Annotated in this window: 14 protein-coding genes; 1 reads left to right on the forward strand and 13 read right to left on the reverse strand. The window is 52.6% G+C overall.

Features of this window, described 5'->3' with window-relative positions; genetic code table 11:
• Positions 1-23 precede the first annotated feature (23 nt).
• From OO017_RS03655 to acsA, 7 genes are all read right to left on the reverse strand, one after another.
• Positions 24-626, reverse strand: coding sequence for a class I SAM-dependent methyltransferase (locus OO017_RS03655; protein WP_266051089.1), 603 nt, complete (start codon positions 624-626; stop codon positions 24-26).
• Positions 627-837: 211 nt separating this feature from the next.
• The gene (locus OO017_RS03660; RefSeq protein ID WP_266051090.1) at positions 838-1,290 is read right to left on the reverse strand and encodes a DinB family protein; all 453 of its coding nucleotides are present in this window, start codon (positions 1,288-1,290) and stop codon (positions 838-840) included.
• A gap of 18 nt (positions 1,291-1,308) precedes the next feature.
• Positions 1,309-1,557, reverse strand: coding sequence for an acyl carrier protein (locus OO017_RS03665; RefSeq protein ID WP_266051091.1), 249 nt, complete (start codon positions 1,555-1,557; stop codon positions 1,309-1,311).
• Entirely contained in the window at positions 1,554-2,798 is a 1,245-nt protein-coding gene (locus OO017_RS03670; protein ID WP_266051092.1) for a dihydrolipoamide acetyltransferase family protein, read from the reverse strand. The genes OO017_RS03665 and OO017_RS03670 overlap by 4 nt, the downstream gene beginning before the upstream one ends.
• Positions 2,791-3,777, reverse strand: a complete 987-nt coding sequence (locus OO017_RS03675; protein WP_266051093.1) for an alpha-ketoacid dehydrogenase subunit beta — start codon at positions 3,775-3,777, stop codon at positions 2,791-2,793. Before OO017_RS03675 ends, OO017_RS03670 begins: the two co-directional genes overlap by 8 nt.
• Positions 3,777-4,778 carry a pyruvate dehydrogenase (acetyl-transferring) E1 component subunit alpha gene (pdhA, locus tag OO017_RS03680; protein WP_266051094.1) on the reverse strand — a complete coding sequence of 334 codons (1,002 nt, stop codon included), beginning with the start codon at positions 4,776-4,778 and terminating at the stop codon, positions 3,777-3,779. The genes OO017_RS03675 and pdhA overlap by 1 nt, the downstream gene beginning before the upstream one ends.
• A 147-nt stretch (positions 4,779-4,925) precedes the next feature.
• Positions 4,926-6,641 carry an acetate--CoA ligase gene (acsA, locus tag OO017_RS03685; protein WP_266051095.1) on the reverse strand — a complete coding sequence of 572 codons (1,716 nt, stop codon included), beginning with the start codon at positions 6,639-6,641 and terminating at the stop codon, positions 4,926-4,928.
• 295 nt (positions 6,642-6,936) lie between these two features.
• Here acsA and ppsA point away from each other — a divergent pair, with 295 nt between their 5' ends.
• The gene (gene ppsA, locus OO017_RS03690) at positions 6,937-9,360 is read left to right on the forward strand and encodes a phosphoenolpyruvate synthase (RefSeq protein ID WP_266051096.1); all 2,424 of its coding nucleotides are present in this window, start codon (positions 6,937-6,939) and stop codon (positions 9,358-9,360) included.
• A 92-nt stretch (positions 9,361-9,452) separates the two neighbouring features.
• On the opposite strand, the gene OO017_RS03695 is transcribed toward ppsA, so the two are convergent.
• The 6 genes from OO017_RS03695 to OO017_RS03720 form a co-directional block, all read right to left on the reverse strand.
• Positions 9,453-10,199, reverse strand: a complete 747-nt coding sequence (locus OO017_RS03695; protein ID WP_266051097.1) for a PRC-barrel domain-containing protein — start codon at positions 10,197-10,199, stop codon at positions 9,453-9,455.
• Between the two features lie 21 nt (positions 10,200-10,220).
• Positions 10,221-10,424, reverse strand: a complete 204-nt coding sequence (locus OO017_RS03700) for a hypothetical protein (protein WP_266051098.1) — start codon at positions 10,422-10,424, stop codon at positions 10,221-10,223.
• Between the two features lie 273 nt (positions 10,425-10,697).
• On the reverse strand, positions 10,698-11,153 hold the full coding sequence (locus tag OO017_RS03705) for a cold-shock protein (RefSeq protein ID WP_266051099.1): 456 nt from the start codon (positions 11,151-11,153) through the stop codon (positions 10,698-10,700).
• Between the two features lie 64 nt (positions 11,154-11,217).
• Positions 11,218-11,445, reverse strand: coding sequence for a hypothetical protein (locus tag OO017_RS03710; protein WP_266051100.1), 228 nt, complete (start codon positions 11,443-11,445; stop codon positions 11,218-11,220).
• A 117-nt stretch (positions 11,446-11,562) separates the two neighbouring features.
• Positions 11,563-11,754, reverse strand: a complete 192-nt coding sequence (locus OO017_RS03715) for a cold-shock protein (protein ID WP_266051101.1) — start codon at positions 11,752-11,754, stop codon at positions 11,563-11,565.
• Between the two features lie 190 nt (positions 11,755-11,944).
• Positions 11,945-12,739 carry a DUF4488 domain-containing protein gene (locus tag OO017_RS03720; RefSeq protein ID WP_266051102.1) on the reverse strand — a complete coding sequence of 265 codons (795 nt, stop codon included), beginning with the start codon at positions 12,737-12,739 and terminating at the stop codon, positions 11,945-11,947.
• Positions 12,740-12,748: the final 9 nt, after the last annotated feature.

A 12,748-nucleotide genomic window follows, 5' to 3' on the forward strand; every position in this document is an offset into this window, starting at 1 on the left:
TGTGTTAGTGATTTATGTTTCGGTTACTGTGCTGGTTTGGTAGCCACTAACCTGGTCACGAAGCCTTTGCCACTGTGGTAAGGCCCCTCCTGAAGCTCTGTTTCCAGTTCCTCCAGCTGGTTTATCTGTAGCCCGCTAAAATCCTGGCGCAGCATATCGGCTGTATAGAGCATCGCCTCATCCTTTGGCCCGCCTGAGTTATACCCGAGCTGCTTTGGGTGGAAAGCCTCCAGTATCACCGTGCCGCCCGGTTTCAGCCAGCCAACCACTTTCCGGTGAAAACCCTGCCGGAGGGCGGGAGGGAAGTGGGCGTAGATGAGGGCCACCGCATCCAGGCTATCAGGCTTGGCGTTATACTTATCCGCTTCAGTTAACTGGTAATCTATACTTACACCGCGTTCCTGAGCTAGTTTCAGGGCCTTTTGCTGGCCGGCCTCACTGTAATCAAAGGCCTGCACCTCCCAGCCCTGCTCGGCCGCATACAGGGCGTTTCTGCCTTCGCCTTCTGCGGGTAGCAATAGCTTTCCGGGCTGCAGCTTACTCAGTTGCTCCTTAAAGAAAACATTAGGCGCTGTGCCGTAAACCGTTTCCTCTTCGCTGTATCGTTTGTTCCAGAATTCCTGCATGGTTTTTTCGGGATTATCTTTTCGTTCAAACAAATTTGTCTATACTTTAAGCCATGTTCAGTGACAATGGTTACACAAGCCGCTTCTTCAGGAAATCGAAGTATAAATATGCAGCTGGGAGTAAAAAGAAGCTGGAGTGTTGTTAAGTATGCACCCAATGAAGATTATACTTTTAGGCTCGCCATAGAAGTATAAAATTGCGTTGGCGGGGTTACTGGCTCACACCATACTTAAGGCAAAGCGCCAACTGACCGGCGTGGTAGGCAGTGTGAGATATGATTCTGCCCATAGCCTCTGCTTTTGTTTTCGTGCCGAATTCTTTTGTGGTTATTGTCTCCTCCCAGGCGTCATTAGCCTGACTTTTGATTGCAGCCCGAAGTGCCTCCGCCGCCTGCTGCTGGTAGACCAGCAACTCTTCCAGATTCGTCCATTCACCGGTATCCTGCTTCGCCATTACTGTTCTGGCAGACACTTTTAGCTCCCGGTTGCCGAAGATGTTCTTGGCATACAGAAACTCCACATCCCCTATGTGCCGCACCAGGAAACCTGCGCTGTTCGGAGAAGCCCCAATTTTCTTTAATAGGTCCTCCTTCGAGATGTTTTGGAGTAGGTTGGTGAAGCGGGAACGTGCTTCCTGCCAGGTTTGCAAGTATAAATCGGTCATAGCAAAAGTATAGTTCTTCTACGATTTCACCCGCGCAGCTATATAGTCAGTTAGCTCCCGCATGGTCTGGATCCTGCCATAATCCTCCTCAGGTGTTTCGATGCCAAACTGCTCATCCAGCGCCACGATAAACTGCAGGTAATCGAAGGAGTCTATCCCAAGGGTCTGGCGGATGTTGTCGTCGGGCTGCAGCTGCCCCGGCTCGGTATCGGGGGCTATACTTTTCAGGCGCTGCACAAGGGCCTGCTTTATCTCTTCCTGCGTCATAGTTTTTCAGGTTGTTGTAAGTAGTTTTTGATGGCTGTTAGAAATCTGCTGCCGGTGCTTCCGTCGGAGGCGCGGTGGTCGGCGGCCAGGGTGGCGGTGAGCACAGGCCGAACCGTGAGCATGCCGTTCTCCGACCAGGGTTGCTCCGTGATGCCGCCAAAGCCAACCAGCGCCACCTGCGGCGGATAGATCACGCCGTACACGGTCTCCACACCTCCCTCACCCAAACTGGTGACGGTAATGGTGGAGTCGGCCAGCTCGGAGCTGCGCAGCCTTAGTGCTCTTGCCCTCGGAATAAGGTCATTCAGCGCAAGCATCAGTTCCTCTACCGATTTGGTGTCGGTATCATGTATGGCAGGCACCATGATGCCGCCTGTGCGCAGGGCCACCACGTAGCCGATGTGTATACTTTCTTTTAGCTGCAGGCCGTTCTCCCACCAGGCGTTCAGTGCAGGCACGTCATTCAAGGCCTTCGCCACCGCTTTTATTAGCAACACGGCTGGTAACAGACGCTCTTTTACGGGCCGCTGCCCGTTGGTATCCGCCAGCCAGGCCAGGGCTTTGCTCATGTCAATTTTTGTCTCCAAGTAATAATGCGGCACCTCGCGGTTCGACTTGCTCATGGCGGCTGCCACGGCCATGCGTATACTTTGCGCCGTGGCAGCGGCAGGAATGGGTTTTTCTTCCGCCACAGGTGGGGCTGGTTTCTCGGGTGTTACCTCTTCTGGAACTGCCGCATGCTCTACTGCTGCTTTGCCTGCTGCAGGCGCTGCCTGTGCCGCGATGGCGTGCTCCACATCTTCGCGTAGGATGGCTCCCTCCGGACCTGTGCCCTGTATGGTGGCAATGTCAATGCCTTTCTCCTCAGCTATTCTTCTAGCCAGCGGCGATGCCCGGATGTGATGCGGGAGAGTTTCGGTTGTCGAACCAGCGGGAGCAGGGGCTTCCGCTGGTTTTTCCTCCCGGGGCGCTTCAGCGGGTGCAGGTCTTTTGCCGGCGGCTTCTTCCTCCGTAAGTATGGTGGCCATGGACGTGCCCACCGGCACCAGTTCATCCACCTTCACCAGTAACTCACCGATTACCCCATCCTCAAATACCTCAATCTCGATGATTCCTTTCTGGGTTTCGATTTCGGCAATGATGTCTCCTTTTTTGATCCTGTCGCCGGGCTTCACGCGCCATTCACGCAGCGACCCGCTTGCCATGTCGGCACCAAGGCTGGGCATTTTATATTCAAGCATGTTGCAGCAGGGTTTTAATGGCAGTTACGATTTGGGCGGGTTGCGGCACGGAGGCATCTTCCAGGTGCTTCGGGTAAGGGATGGGCACCTCGGCTCCGCACAGCCGCTGCACCGGCGCATCCAGGTCGTAAAAGCACCGCTCCATGATCCGGGCGCTCACTTCCGAAGACACGCTTACCGACCGGCTGGCATCCTCCACTAAAAAGGCGCGGTTTGTCTTAGCCACGGAGGCTACGATGGTTTCCTCATCCAGCGGGCGCAGCACACGCAGGTCTACCACTTCGGCATCTATACCGGCAGCCGCCAGTTCGGTGGCCGCTTCCAGGGCTTTGTAAACCCCTGTGCCGTAGGTAATGATGGAAATGTCTTTGCCCGCACGTCGTACTTTGGCTTTGCTGATTTCTATACTTTCCGCGCTGTCGGGCAGCTCTTTCTCTAGGTTGAGCATGGAGGTATACTCAAAGATGATAACCGGGTCCGGGTCTGCGAGGGCAGGGGCCAGCATGTAACGGGCATCCTCGTGGGTGCCGACGGAAAGTATGCGCAGGCCGGGCAGGTGGGCGAACAGCGGTTCCCAGCTGTGGGAGTGCTGTGCGGCCAGCTGCCTGCCAACGCCGGAACTCATCCGGATCACAAGCGGCACATTAAACTGCCCGCCCGACATGTGCAGCAGCGTGGCCGCGTTATTGGCGATCTGGTCGAGGGCCAGCAGGCTGAAGTTTACGGTCATTACCTCTACAATAGGACGCATGCCACCCAGCGCGGCGCCAATTCCCGCACCCACAAATCCTGCCTCGGATAAGGGGGTGTCCATGATGCGCTCTGGGCCGAACTCCTGCAGCAGGTTCTTGCTCACGGCAAAGGCCCCGCCATAACGGCCTACATCCTCGCCCATGATAAACACGCGCTCATCGGCCTGCAGCGCTTCGCGGATAGCCTGCTTGATGCATTCGCGGTATGTGATCAGTTGCCCCGGCATCAGTCCTGTTTTTCGCTGTACGTATACTTTGTAAGCTCCTCCACGGGTTCCAGGCTGCAGGTTTCCGCGAAGTCCACGGCTTGCTTTACCTCCAGTTCTACCTGCCCTTCTATCTTTTTAAAATCTACATCAGTAAGGATTTGTTGCTGGAGAAGGTAGTTGAAGTAGCCAGGAATGGGATCCCGTTTCTTCCATTCCTCCACCTCGCTTTTGTCGCGGTACAGCTCGGCGTCGAACATGGAGTGGGCCCGGAAGCGGTAGGTGTTGCAGACCAGGAAGTGTGGCTTTCCGGTCTTTCTGATAGCCGCCACGGCTGTATTGGCTGCTTTTATCACCGCCAGCAGGTCCATTCCGTCTACTGTGGAAGAGTCGATGCCAAAGGCGGCCCCTTTCAGCTCGAGGTTGGTTTGGGCATGGGTGTAGCGAAGCGCGGTGCCCATGGCGTAAAGGTTGTTCTCACACAAAAAAAGCACCGGTACCTGCCACAGCGCCGCCAGGTTCATCGCCTCGTGAAAAGCACCCTCCGCCATCGCACCCTCCCCGAAAAAGCAGCAGGTTAGCTGATCGCGCTTCATCTTTTTATCTGCCAGCGCCATGCCTACCGCCATGGCCAAGTGCCCGGCCACGATGGCGTTGCCGCCGTAGAATTTCGTTTTGGCATCGAAGAGGTGCATAGAGCCGCCTCGCCCCCGGCTGCAGCCTTCCTGCCTGCCATACATCTCTGCCATGATCACGCCCGGCTTCAGCCCCCGCACCAGTGCATGGCCATGCTCGCGGTAGGTGCACAGCACGTTGTCCTCGGGGCGCAGGGCCTGCATCACGCCCACAGCCACGGCTTCCTCACCCACATATAAATGCAGAAAGCCCCGTATCTTCTCCTGGGTGTACATTTCCGCTGATTTCTCCTCAAACTTTCGGATCAGGAGCATCTGGTAGAGCAGCTTTTTGGCCTGCTCATTGCCAAGTGGCGGATTTATACTTTGCTGCTCTTGCTGTTCCATGTTTCAGAAAATCATTGTGCGAGCGTCCTCGCCCCGTGTTACTTCGGGATTTAAGACTCGTGCAGGCTTTGGTTGGGCCTCTGGCCCAGACGGGTTGCAAATCCGAATTATTATTAGTCACGGGTTACAACCCCGAGCCAGCTTTTATCACGGCTGCTCCAGAGTTGAGGTATCGCCCTCCGGCAGCCCAAGTTCCCTTGCCTTAAGAAGGCGGCGCAGGATCTTGCCGCTGCGTGTTTTAGGAAGGTTATCGATAAAAGTGATCTCCTTAGGTGCCACGGCCGGGCCTAGTTTGCGGCGGGCATGGGCCGTGATGTCCGTTTTCATACTTTCGTCTTGCTGCTGCCCCGGCTGTAGTACCACAAAAGCTTTTACCAGCTCCCCAATCAGCGGGTCGGGTTTGCCGATGACGGCAGCATCGGCCACTGCAGGGTGTTCCATCAGGGCGCTTTCCACCTCAAAAGGCCCCACCATATGCCCGGATGTTTTGATGATATCATCAGCACGGCCTACAAACCAATAGTACCCGTCTGCATCGCGGCGAGCCAGATCACCGGTAATGTACCAGTCTCCCCGAAAACTCTTGCTGTAGCGCTCCTCGTCGTGCAGGTAGGTGCGGAACATGGAGGGCCAACCTCGTTTTAGTACCAGGTGCCCGTCTTTGTCGAGTTCATCAATCAGTGTAAAGCTGTCGTCTGTTACCTCGGCGATGGCGGCCTCCACACCCGGCAGCGGTTTGCCCATAGAACCGGGGCGGACCGGCATGGCCCGGTAGTTGGCGATCATGATGCCGCCGGTTTCCGTCTGCCACCAGTTATCCAGGAAGGGCATCCCGAAATTTTTCTCTCCCCACACCACCGCCTCGGCGTGCAGCGGTTCGCCTACACTCAGCATCAGGCGCAGGTGCTCCAGGTTATACTTTTCGCGGGGGATGACATTCATGCGCATCAGGCGGCGAATACCTGTGGGGGCCGTATACCAGATGTTCACTTTCTCCCGCTCCAGTATGGAGTACCAGCGGGTGGCGTCAAACTCCTCTTCGTCCACCAAATTGGTTACGCCGTTTACCAGCGGGGCGATGATGCCGTAGGAGGTACCTGTTACCCAGCCTGGGTCGGCGGTGCACCAGTACACATCCCCGGGGTGGAAATCGAGGACGTACTTGCCCGTGACGTAGTGCACCAGCACCGCCTTGTGCACGTGCAGTGCGCCTTTGGGCATGCCGGTGGTGCCGCTGGTAAAGTGCAGCAGGGCCGGGTCTTCGGGATCGGTGGGAGGTATGGTGAATTCTTCTGAGGCCTGCTCCATCAGGCGGGGCAGCGAACGGATCTGCTCACTCTCATCGTGGTCAACATCCGTCAGCAAAACATACTTTAGTTCTGGCAGCCGCTCCAGCAAAGGCCGTACTTTCTTCTCAAACAGGTCATGGGTTGTCACCAGCACTTTGGCATCGCCACGGCTCAGGCGCTGAAACACAGGGTCCGGCCCGAACACGTTGAACAGCGGGCAGAAAACGGCTACTTTCTTTAGGGTGCCCAGCGCGGCAAAGTATAACTCAGGGATGCGCCCCAAAAAGGAAAACACCCTGTCGCCTTTGCTGATACCCAGGTTGCCCAGCACATTGGCGAACCGGTTGGTAAGCTCCTTAAAATCCTGGTAGGAGCAGTCCATTACCGACAGGTCTTTGTGGATGAAGCGGAAAGCGGTGTGGTTTTGTAACTCGCCTGATGCATGCCGATCGATGGCTTCGTGGGCAATGTTTAGTCCTTGTTTATCAGGTAAACCGCTCAGGCCAGCCTGCTCCCGATCCCAACTAAAACCAGAGGCAACAGAAGTATAATCCGTTAAGTTTGGCGAAACCATATCAGTGAGTAATAAATAAAGATTGATGGTTAATGAGAGTAATGGAAGTATAAGGGTGGCGCAGTTTGATGTGGATATTATAAATAATTATAGTTTTAATTATACGGGTAAAGCGCCTAAGCAGATGCTTTTATACTTTCTTATTCAGATGATCTTCATCAGCTTTTGGTGTGGAGCCCGATTTAGGGTGCCGGAGGGTAAACAAGCTAAAAGTATAAACGTTAGTAAAATAAGTATAAAATGTTCCTGACCTGATGCACTTTCCGGTGTTAGGCCTTACCTCTTTTTTTCATCCATGGAGCCATTTATTAAGTTTTTCAAAGAGATCAGCTATAAAGACCTGAGCAAGGTGGGGGGCAAAAACGCCTCCTTGGGAGAGATGTTCAACCAGCTTAACCCGGAAGGTATAAGTGTGCCCGACGGCTTTGCCACTACCGCTGCTGCCTACTGGTTTTTCCTGGAGCAAAACGACCTGCGCTCGCGGCTAAGCCAGGCGCTGGATAGCCTGGACACCGAGCAATTCTCAAATTTAAATGAAGTGGGCAGGAAATGCCGCGAGCTTGTGTTGGGCGCTACGTTTCCGGAGGAGATAAGACGGGAGATTGAGAAGGGGTATAGATACCTTACAACAGAATACGGGGAAAAAGTGTCGTTGGCGGTACGCAGCAGCGCCACAGCCGAAGACCTGCCCACGGCCAGCTTTGCCGGACAGCTGGAAACCTATCTGAACGTGAGCGGCCTCCACAACCTGTACAATGCCTGCCACCATAGTTATGCATCGCTGTTTACCGATCGTGCCATCAAGTACAGGGTGGATAATGGATTTGAGCACATGCAGGTGGCCCTGTCGGTAGGCATACAGCTGATGGTGCGCTCCGATGAAGCCTGCTCCGGTGTGATGTTCACGCTGGACCCGGATACCGGTTTTGAGGATGCGGTCGTGATATCCGGTTCCTGGGGTTTGGGCGAGAACATTGTGCAGGGCGCTGTGAATACGGATGAGTTTGTTGTTTTCAAGCCGATGCTGGATAAGGCAAAGCAGCCGATCATCTCTCATAAACTGGGCAGCAAAGCCAAAACAATGGTGTATGCCGAGAAGCAGGAGGGGGAGCTGCAAAGCCCGGCGGATGCCATTGTAAACGTGGATACGCCTTCGGAAAAGCAGGAGCAGTTTGTGTTGAAGGATGCGGAAGTGGTGCAGCTGGCGCGTTGGGGCAAGCGCATAGAAGAGCACTACAAGCAGCCCATGGATATTGAGTGGGCAAAAGACGGCGAGTCCGGCGACTTGTTTATTGTGCAGGCCAGACCCGAAACAGTGCAGAGCCAGCACAAGAACCAGGCATTCTTTACAGAGTATACTTTAAAGGAGGAAGGCAAGGTGCTTTGCTCCGGCATAGGCCTTAGCAGCCGCATCGTGTCTGGCGTGGCACGCATACTTCACTCACCGGATGAGATTGACAAGCTGCAGGAGGGAGAGGTGCTGGTGACCCGCAAAACCGACCCCGATTGGGACCCCATTCTCAAGAAGGCCATCGCCATAATTACCGAACAGGGCGGCCGCACCAGCCATGCCGCTATAGTTGCCCGAGAGGTGGGCGCCGTAGCCGTGCTGGGTACGGATAATGCCACGCAAACCATACAGGACGGACAGGAGGTGACTGTCTCCACGGCGGGAGGCGAGACAGGCTACGTGTATGAAGGCAAGCTGGAGTGGAGCGAGAAGCAAACCGACATGAGCAAGCTCGAAAAACCCCAGACACAGGCCATGCTCATACTTGGTGATCCGGAGCAGGCGTTCAAATACTCTTTCCTGCCCAACGATGGGGTGGGGCTGATGCGCATGGAGTTCATCATCAATAACTCCATACAGATACACCCCATGGCGCTGCGTAATTTTGATAAAGTTACGGATAAGCAGACGCGGGAAAAGATAGAGCAGCTCACGCACCACTACCCGAACAAGGAAGATTATTTTGTAGAGAAGCTGGCCGAGGCGACAAGTATAATTGCGGCCGCCTTTTACCCCAAGGATGTGATCGTGCGGATGAGTGATTTCAAATCGAATGAGTACGCTAACCTGGTTGGGGGTACCCAGTTTGAGCCGAACGAAGCGAACCCCATGATCGGGCTTAGGGGTGCCTCGCGCTATTACCACCCGCTGTACCAGGAGGGTTTTGAGCTGGAGTGCCGCGCGATGAAAAAGGTGCGGGAAGAGATGGGGATGGCCAATGTAAAACTCATGATCCCATTCTGCAGAACGGTAGAGGAGGGCAAAATAGTGGTTGACCTGATGGCAACGTATGGCCTGAAGCGTGGCGAAAACGGGCTGGAAGTATACGTGATGGTGGAGATACCGAGCAACGCACTGTTGGCTGAGGAGTTCGCAGAGGTGTTCGACGGCTTCTCTATCGGCTCCAACGACCTGACACAGCTTACCGTGGGCGCAGACCGTGACTCCGGGTTGCTGAGCGATATTTTTACGCCTTTTGATGCAGCGGTGCAGCAACTGATTGTGATGACGCTGCAGAAAGCAAAGCAAACCGGAACTAAGGTCGGCCTCTGCGGCCAGGCGCCGAGTGATTATCCGCAGTACGCCTCGTTTCTGGTAGAGCACGGTATCAACAGCATCTCGTTTAACCCGGATGCCTTTTTTAAGGGAATGGAGAACATGCTGCAGGCAGAAAAGGAGCGGGAGAAAGCAACTACGGCAGCGAAATAAAAAGCGAAGCGGAGCCGTACAAAAAATGGCCCATCTGACGTATTTTCATCAAATGGGCCGGGTCATGTTATATTATAAAGTTTAAGCTGCGCCTACAGGTCCAGGGCCCGTTTCTTCAGAAGTATAAATTCCTCTTCAGTAATAGAGCCTTTCTCGCGCAAATGCTCCAGTCTTTCAATTGTGTTGATGGAGTCCTCTACAGTTTTAGGTCTTCGCTCCTCACTGTGCAGGTCTGCGGTTGAGAACTCTTCGTCCCGATCGTGGTCGCGGTTAGCGTAATTTTTCTCCCGGTGTACCTCCTGGTCCGAAGTATAAAATCGGTTCTCATCAAACGTCGCATCGTTGTAGAAATCACCGGAAATATAACCGGGGCGAGACTTGTGCGGCTGTTCCAGCGCTTCATTAAACTCAGCTCTGTGGTCTTCTGCTGTGCCAGGCATGGTATCTCGCTGAGACCTTTGTAGCGTGTCGCGCACGGCGTACTCATAGTCTTCCGTAATTGGCCCGCCCGGATAAATAGGGTAGCTGCCAACCGTTCTGGAGTCTATGGCCGAGATAAACACTTTTTTGCCTTTTTTATCGAGTGCGGCCACCCCAATCGGAACCAGCAGGTATTGATCCGAATCTGCGTTAAAGAACCGTCGGTCAGCCACCACAGAGAGGTAGCGAACTTTCATCGCCTCAGTGTCCACGATCATGTCTTTCACCATGCCAAGGCTTTCGCCGTCGGCACCCACTACACGCCAGCCAAGCACGTCGGGGTTATCTTTGGCCACTTTATAGTCTTTCATGGCACTCAGCGGCACCAGGCGCTCGTTTCTTAATTCATCGTTATTCATAGCTCTATTCTTTTAATGCTTTTATACTATTGCGATAGATTTTGGAACATGCTCCGTATGTGCAGGTACAACCATGCCGGTAGCAGGCACCTCTTCATATTCCACCTCATCAGGTTCGTTGGTGAGCTCATAAAGTGCCCAGGCAATAAGCGCTATAATTACCAGCAGCAGGATTACCCAGGGCCACATCGTCTTCTTTTTTCGCTCAATATTGATTTCAGCCATTTTCCTAGATTGTTTTTTCCATAGTTTCGTATCACTGCAGCGCCTGCCAAAAGTGCAGGCAACCTGCAGTTTTGGTAATACGCTGAATGCGAGATATATGTTGAAAATGAACTGCTGAGGAAGTGGTATGCCTGATTTGCCGAAAAGGTTTACCGCAGGTGAGAGGAAAGCGTGCTACCCACAGAAATAAAAAAAGGTGCCCATAGGGGCACCCGAAATAGTCTCTTCCGGCAAGTGTGGAGACACTGCCAGGTTAAGAATAGTGGCTTCTAGCTAGACAAGCTTTACATTAACGGCATTCAGCCCTTTTAGTCCCTTCTCTACCTCGAAGTTTACCTTGTCGTTTTCTTTTACCGGACCAGACAGGTCGTTCTGATGCACAAAAATGCTCTCGCCGGTATCGCTGTCCTTGATAAAGCCGTAGCCCTTGGATGTGTTGAAGAAAGTTATGGTACCAGTTCTGATCAGGTCAGCCGGGTCAAGCTCTGCCTGCTTCGGCACACCTATCTGTATATCCTCCTGCTTCACCACTTTCTTTTTCTTGGTTGGGTCCGGTGGGGTAGAGGTGATGTTACCATCATCGTCTACATAGGCGAGCATCTCGTCCAGGCCTTGCCCTTTGCTGGATGAAGCTTTGCGCTCCTCCTTCTTCTGCTCTTTATCCTGCCTCTTTTTAAGCCTTTTCTTTTCTTTTTCTTTTTTACTAAAGGTTTCCTGTGATCTACCCATATATTGTTAATTGATCTTTGATGTTATGTTTTGTGAGCAATGGGGCGCTGCAGCCCTTTCATTTTTAATAACGGAACAGGAAATTTGTGCCGTTGCGAATCCATTTCTCAAAAAAAGAATTGTCGTTAAACTCGCCTGACACCAGTTCTTTTTCCGCCTCAATTTCTTTAGAGCGTGAGCTCATAAAGCTTTTTAGCTCGTCCTGGTTGTTTGGTATCCAGTCCTGTCCCTTCTTTAAGGCTACGCATAAATACTCACGTGTGGTTGGGTCTACGATATACTTTCTGTTCATGAGAGAGGGTTTTGGTTAATTAAATCGGAACGCAGCAAACACATGTCAGCTGCCACAGGTAAATAAAAAAGCCTTACTGAACGTAAGGCTCTTTTACTAATGACTTATATGTTAAAACTAAGCACGCTTAACATTAACCGCATTTAGTCCTTTTCTGCCTTCCTGCAGCTCAAAAGTCACTTCGTCATTTTCTCTGATCTCGTGTACCAAACCTGATACGTGTACGAAGTACTCCTGATCTGAATTTGCTTCTTTAATGAACCCAAAGCCTTTTGTGTCATTAAAGAATTTTACTGTTCCGTTATTCATATTGTTTTGATTATTATACACCTACTACATTTTTGCAGGCATATTTGTTCATTATTTTTTACAATGTACGATAAAAAATTTACAAATCCGTGCTGAGCCACGCAAAAGAGGTTAATTATTTTATAAACTCCTTTCAGTCAAAGTATAAATCAATGGCGAATATGGCCCGGTAATCTTAGGCTAAGGTTTTTTACTCCCGCTCCCAAACTTCGTTTATTTTTTTGCCTGTACTGCTTTGGCCACTGTGCAGCCACTTACCATCTTCCACTTTATAATTAAAGCCGAGGCTTGCGCCCACGCGGCTGGAGTCGCGGGAGAAGAACTCGATGTGCTCGGTATACTTTCCGTTTTCTGCCGTATAGGTGCCACCGCCTGTGCCGGAGAATTCTTTCGTCTCCGTATTAAAAGCTATCCACTGGAAACGGTTACCCGACAGAATTTTGAGCGTTTTCCTGGGGCCGGAGGTATGGATCGGGTTCACTTTGCCATCCTCCCCGGCACGCCCTGTAATGCGCCAGGTGCCTTCCAGAGGTGAGGCGGTGTTCTTGTCTGCTCTGGCCCAGGTCTGCTTCAGGTTATCTCCCGTTAGTTGCAGCTGTCCGTTTTGGAGGGTATACATCAGGGTATCCTGTGTGCCTACCGTAGCGGTGTCCAAGGTGTTGTACTCAAACTCTCGTGTTAGCATATCATCTGCTGCCAACGTATAGGTTCCACCAAAGGTGCCCAGGAACTGTTTGCCAGCCTTATCAAAGTATGCAACGGTAAAGTATCCGTCCTCCATCATGGCCACTGCCGTGGCACCCTTCGGCAGGGTGGCAAATTGTACTGTGCCAGAGCTCAGTTGCCAGGCTCCCTTCAATTTTTCCTGTTGCTGCATCTGCTGCTCTGTTCTTCCGGGAGCAGTGGGCTGCACAATGTGCTGCTGGTACAGGTTACCAAGTATAGATACCGCAAAGCTTAAGGAGTATAACGTGATAAAGTGCATGGGTATAAG

The organism is Pontibacter anaerobius (assembly GCF_026241195.1).
Classification (GTDB): Bacteria; Bacteroidota; Bacteroidia; order Cytophagales; family Hymenobacteraceae; genus Pontibacter; species Pontibacter anaerobius.

Excerpts from the sequence above, each read along its gene's own strand:
- OO017_RS03655 (WP_266051089.1), bottom strand. The coding sequence starts at position 626 with ATGCAGGAATTCTGGAACAAACGATACAGCGAAGAGGAAACGGTTTAC.
- OO017_RS03660 (WP_266051090.1), bottom strand. The coding sequence starts at position 1,290 with ATGACCGATTTATACTTGCAAACCTGGCAGGAAGCACGTTCCCGCTTC.
- OO017_RS03665 (WP_266051091.1), bottom strand. The coding sequence starts at position 1,557 with ATGACGCAGGAAGAGATAAAGCAGGCCCTTGTGCAGCGCCTGAAAAGT.
- OO017_RS03670 (WP_266051092.1), bottom strand. The coding sequence starts at position 2,798 with ATGCTTGAATATAAAATGCCCAGCCTTGGTGCCGACATGGCAAGCGGG.
- OO017_RS03675 (WP_266051093.1), bottom strand. The coding sequence starts at position 3,777 with ATGCCGGGGCAACTGATCACATACCGCGAATGCATCAAGCAGGCTATC.
- pdhA (WP_266051094.1), bottom strand. The coding sequence starts at position 4,778 with ATGGAACAGCAAGAGCAGCAAAGTATAAATCCGCCACTTGGCAATGAG.
- acsA (WP_266051095.1), bottom strand. The coding sequence starts at position 6,641 with ATGGTTTCGCCAAACTTAACGGATTATACTTCTGTTGCCTCTGGTTTT.
- ppsA (WP_266051096.1), top strand. The coding sequence starts at position 6,937 with ATGGAGCCATTTATTAAGTTTTTCAAAGAGATCAGCTATAAAGACCTG.
- OO017_RS03695 (WP_266051097.1), bottom strand. The coding sequence starts at position 10,199 with ATGAATAACGATGAATTAAGAAACGAGCGCCTGGTGCCGCTGAGTGCC.
- OO017_RS03700 (WP_266051098.1), bottom strand. The coding sequence starts at position 10,424 with ATGGCTGAAATCAATATTGAGCGAAAAAAGAAGACGATGTGGCCCTGG.
- OO017_RS03705 (WP_266051099.1), bottom strand. The coding sequence starts at position 11,153 with ATGGGTAGATCACAGGAAACCTTTAGTAAAAAAGAAAAAGAAAAGAAA.
- OO017_RS03710 (WP_266051100.1), bottom strand. The coding sequence starts at position 11,445 with ATGAACAGAAAGTATATCGTAGACCCAACCACACGTGAGTATTTATGC.
- OO017_RS03715 (WP_266051101.1), bottom strand. The coding sequence starts at position 11,754 with ATGAATAACGGAACAGTAAAATTCTTTAATGACACAAAAGGCTTTGGG.
- OO017_RS03720 (WP_266051102.1), bottom strand. The coding sequence starts at position 12,739 with ATGCACTTTATCACGTTATACTCCTTAAGCTTTGCGGTATCTATACTT.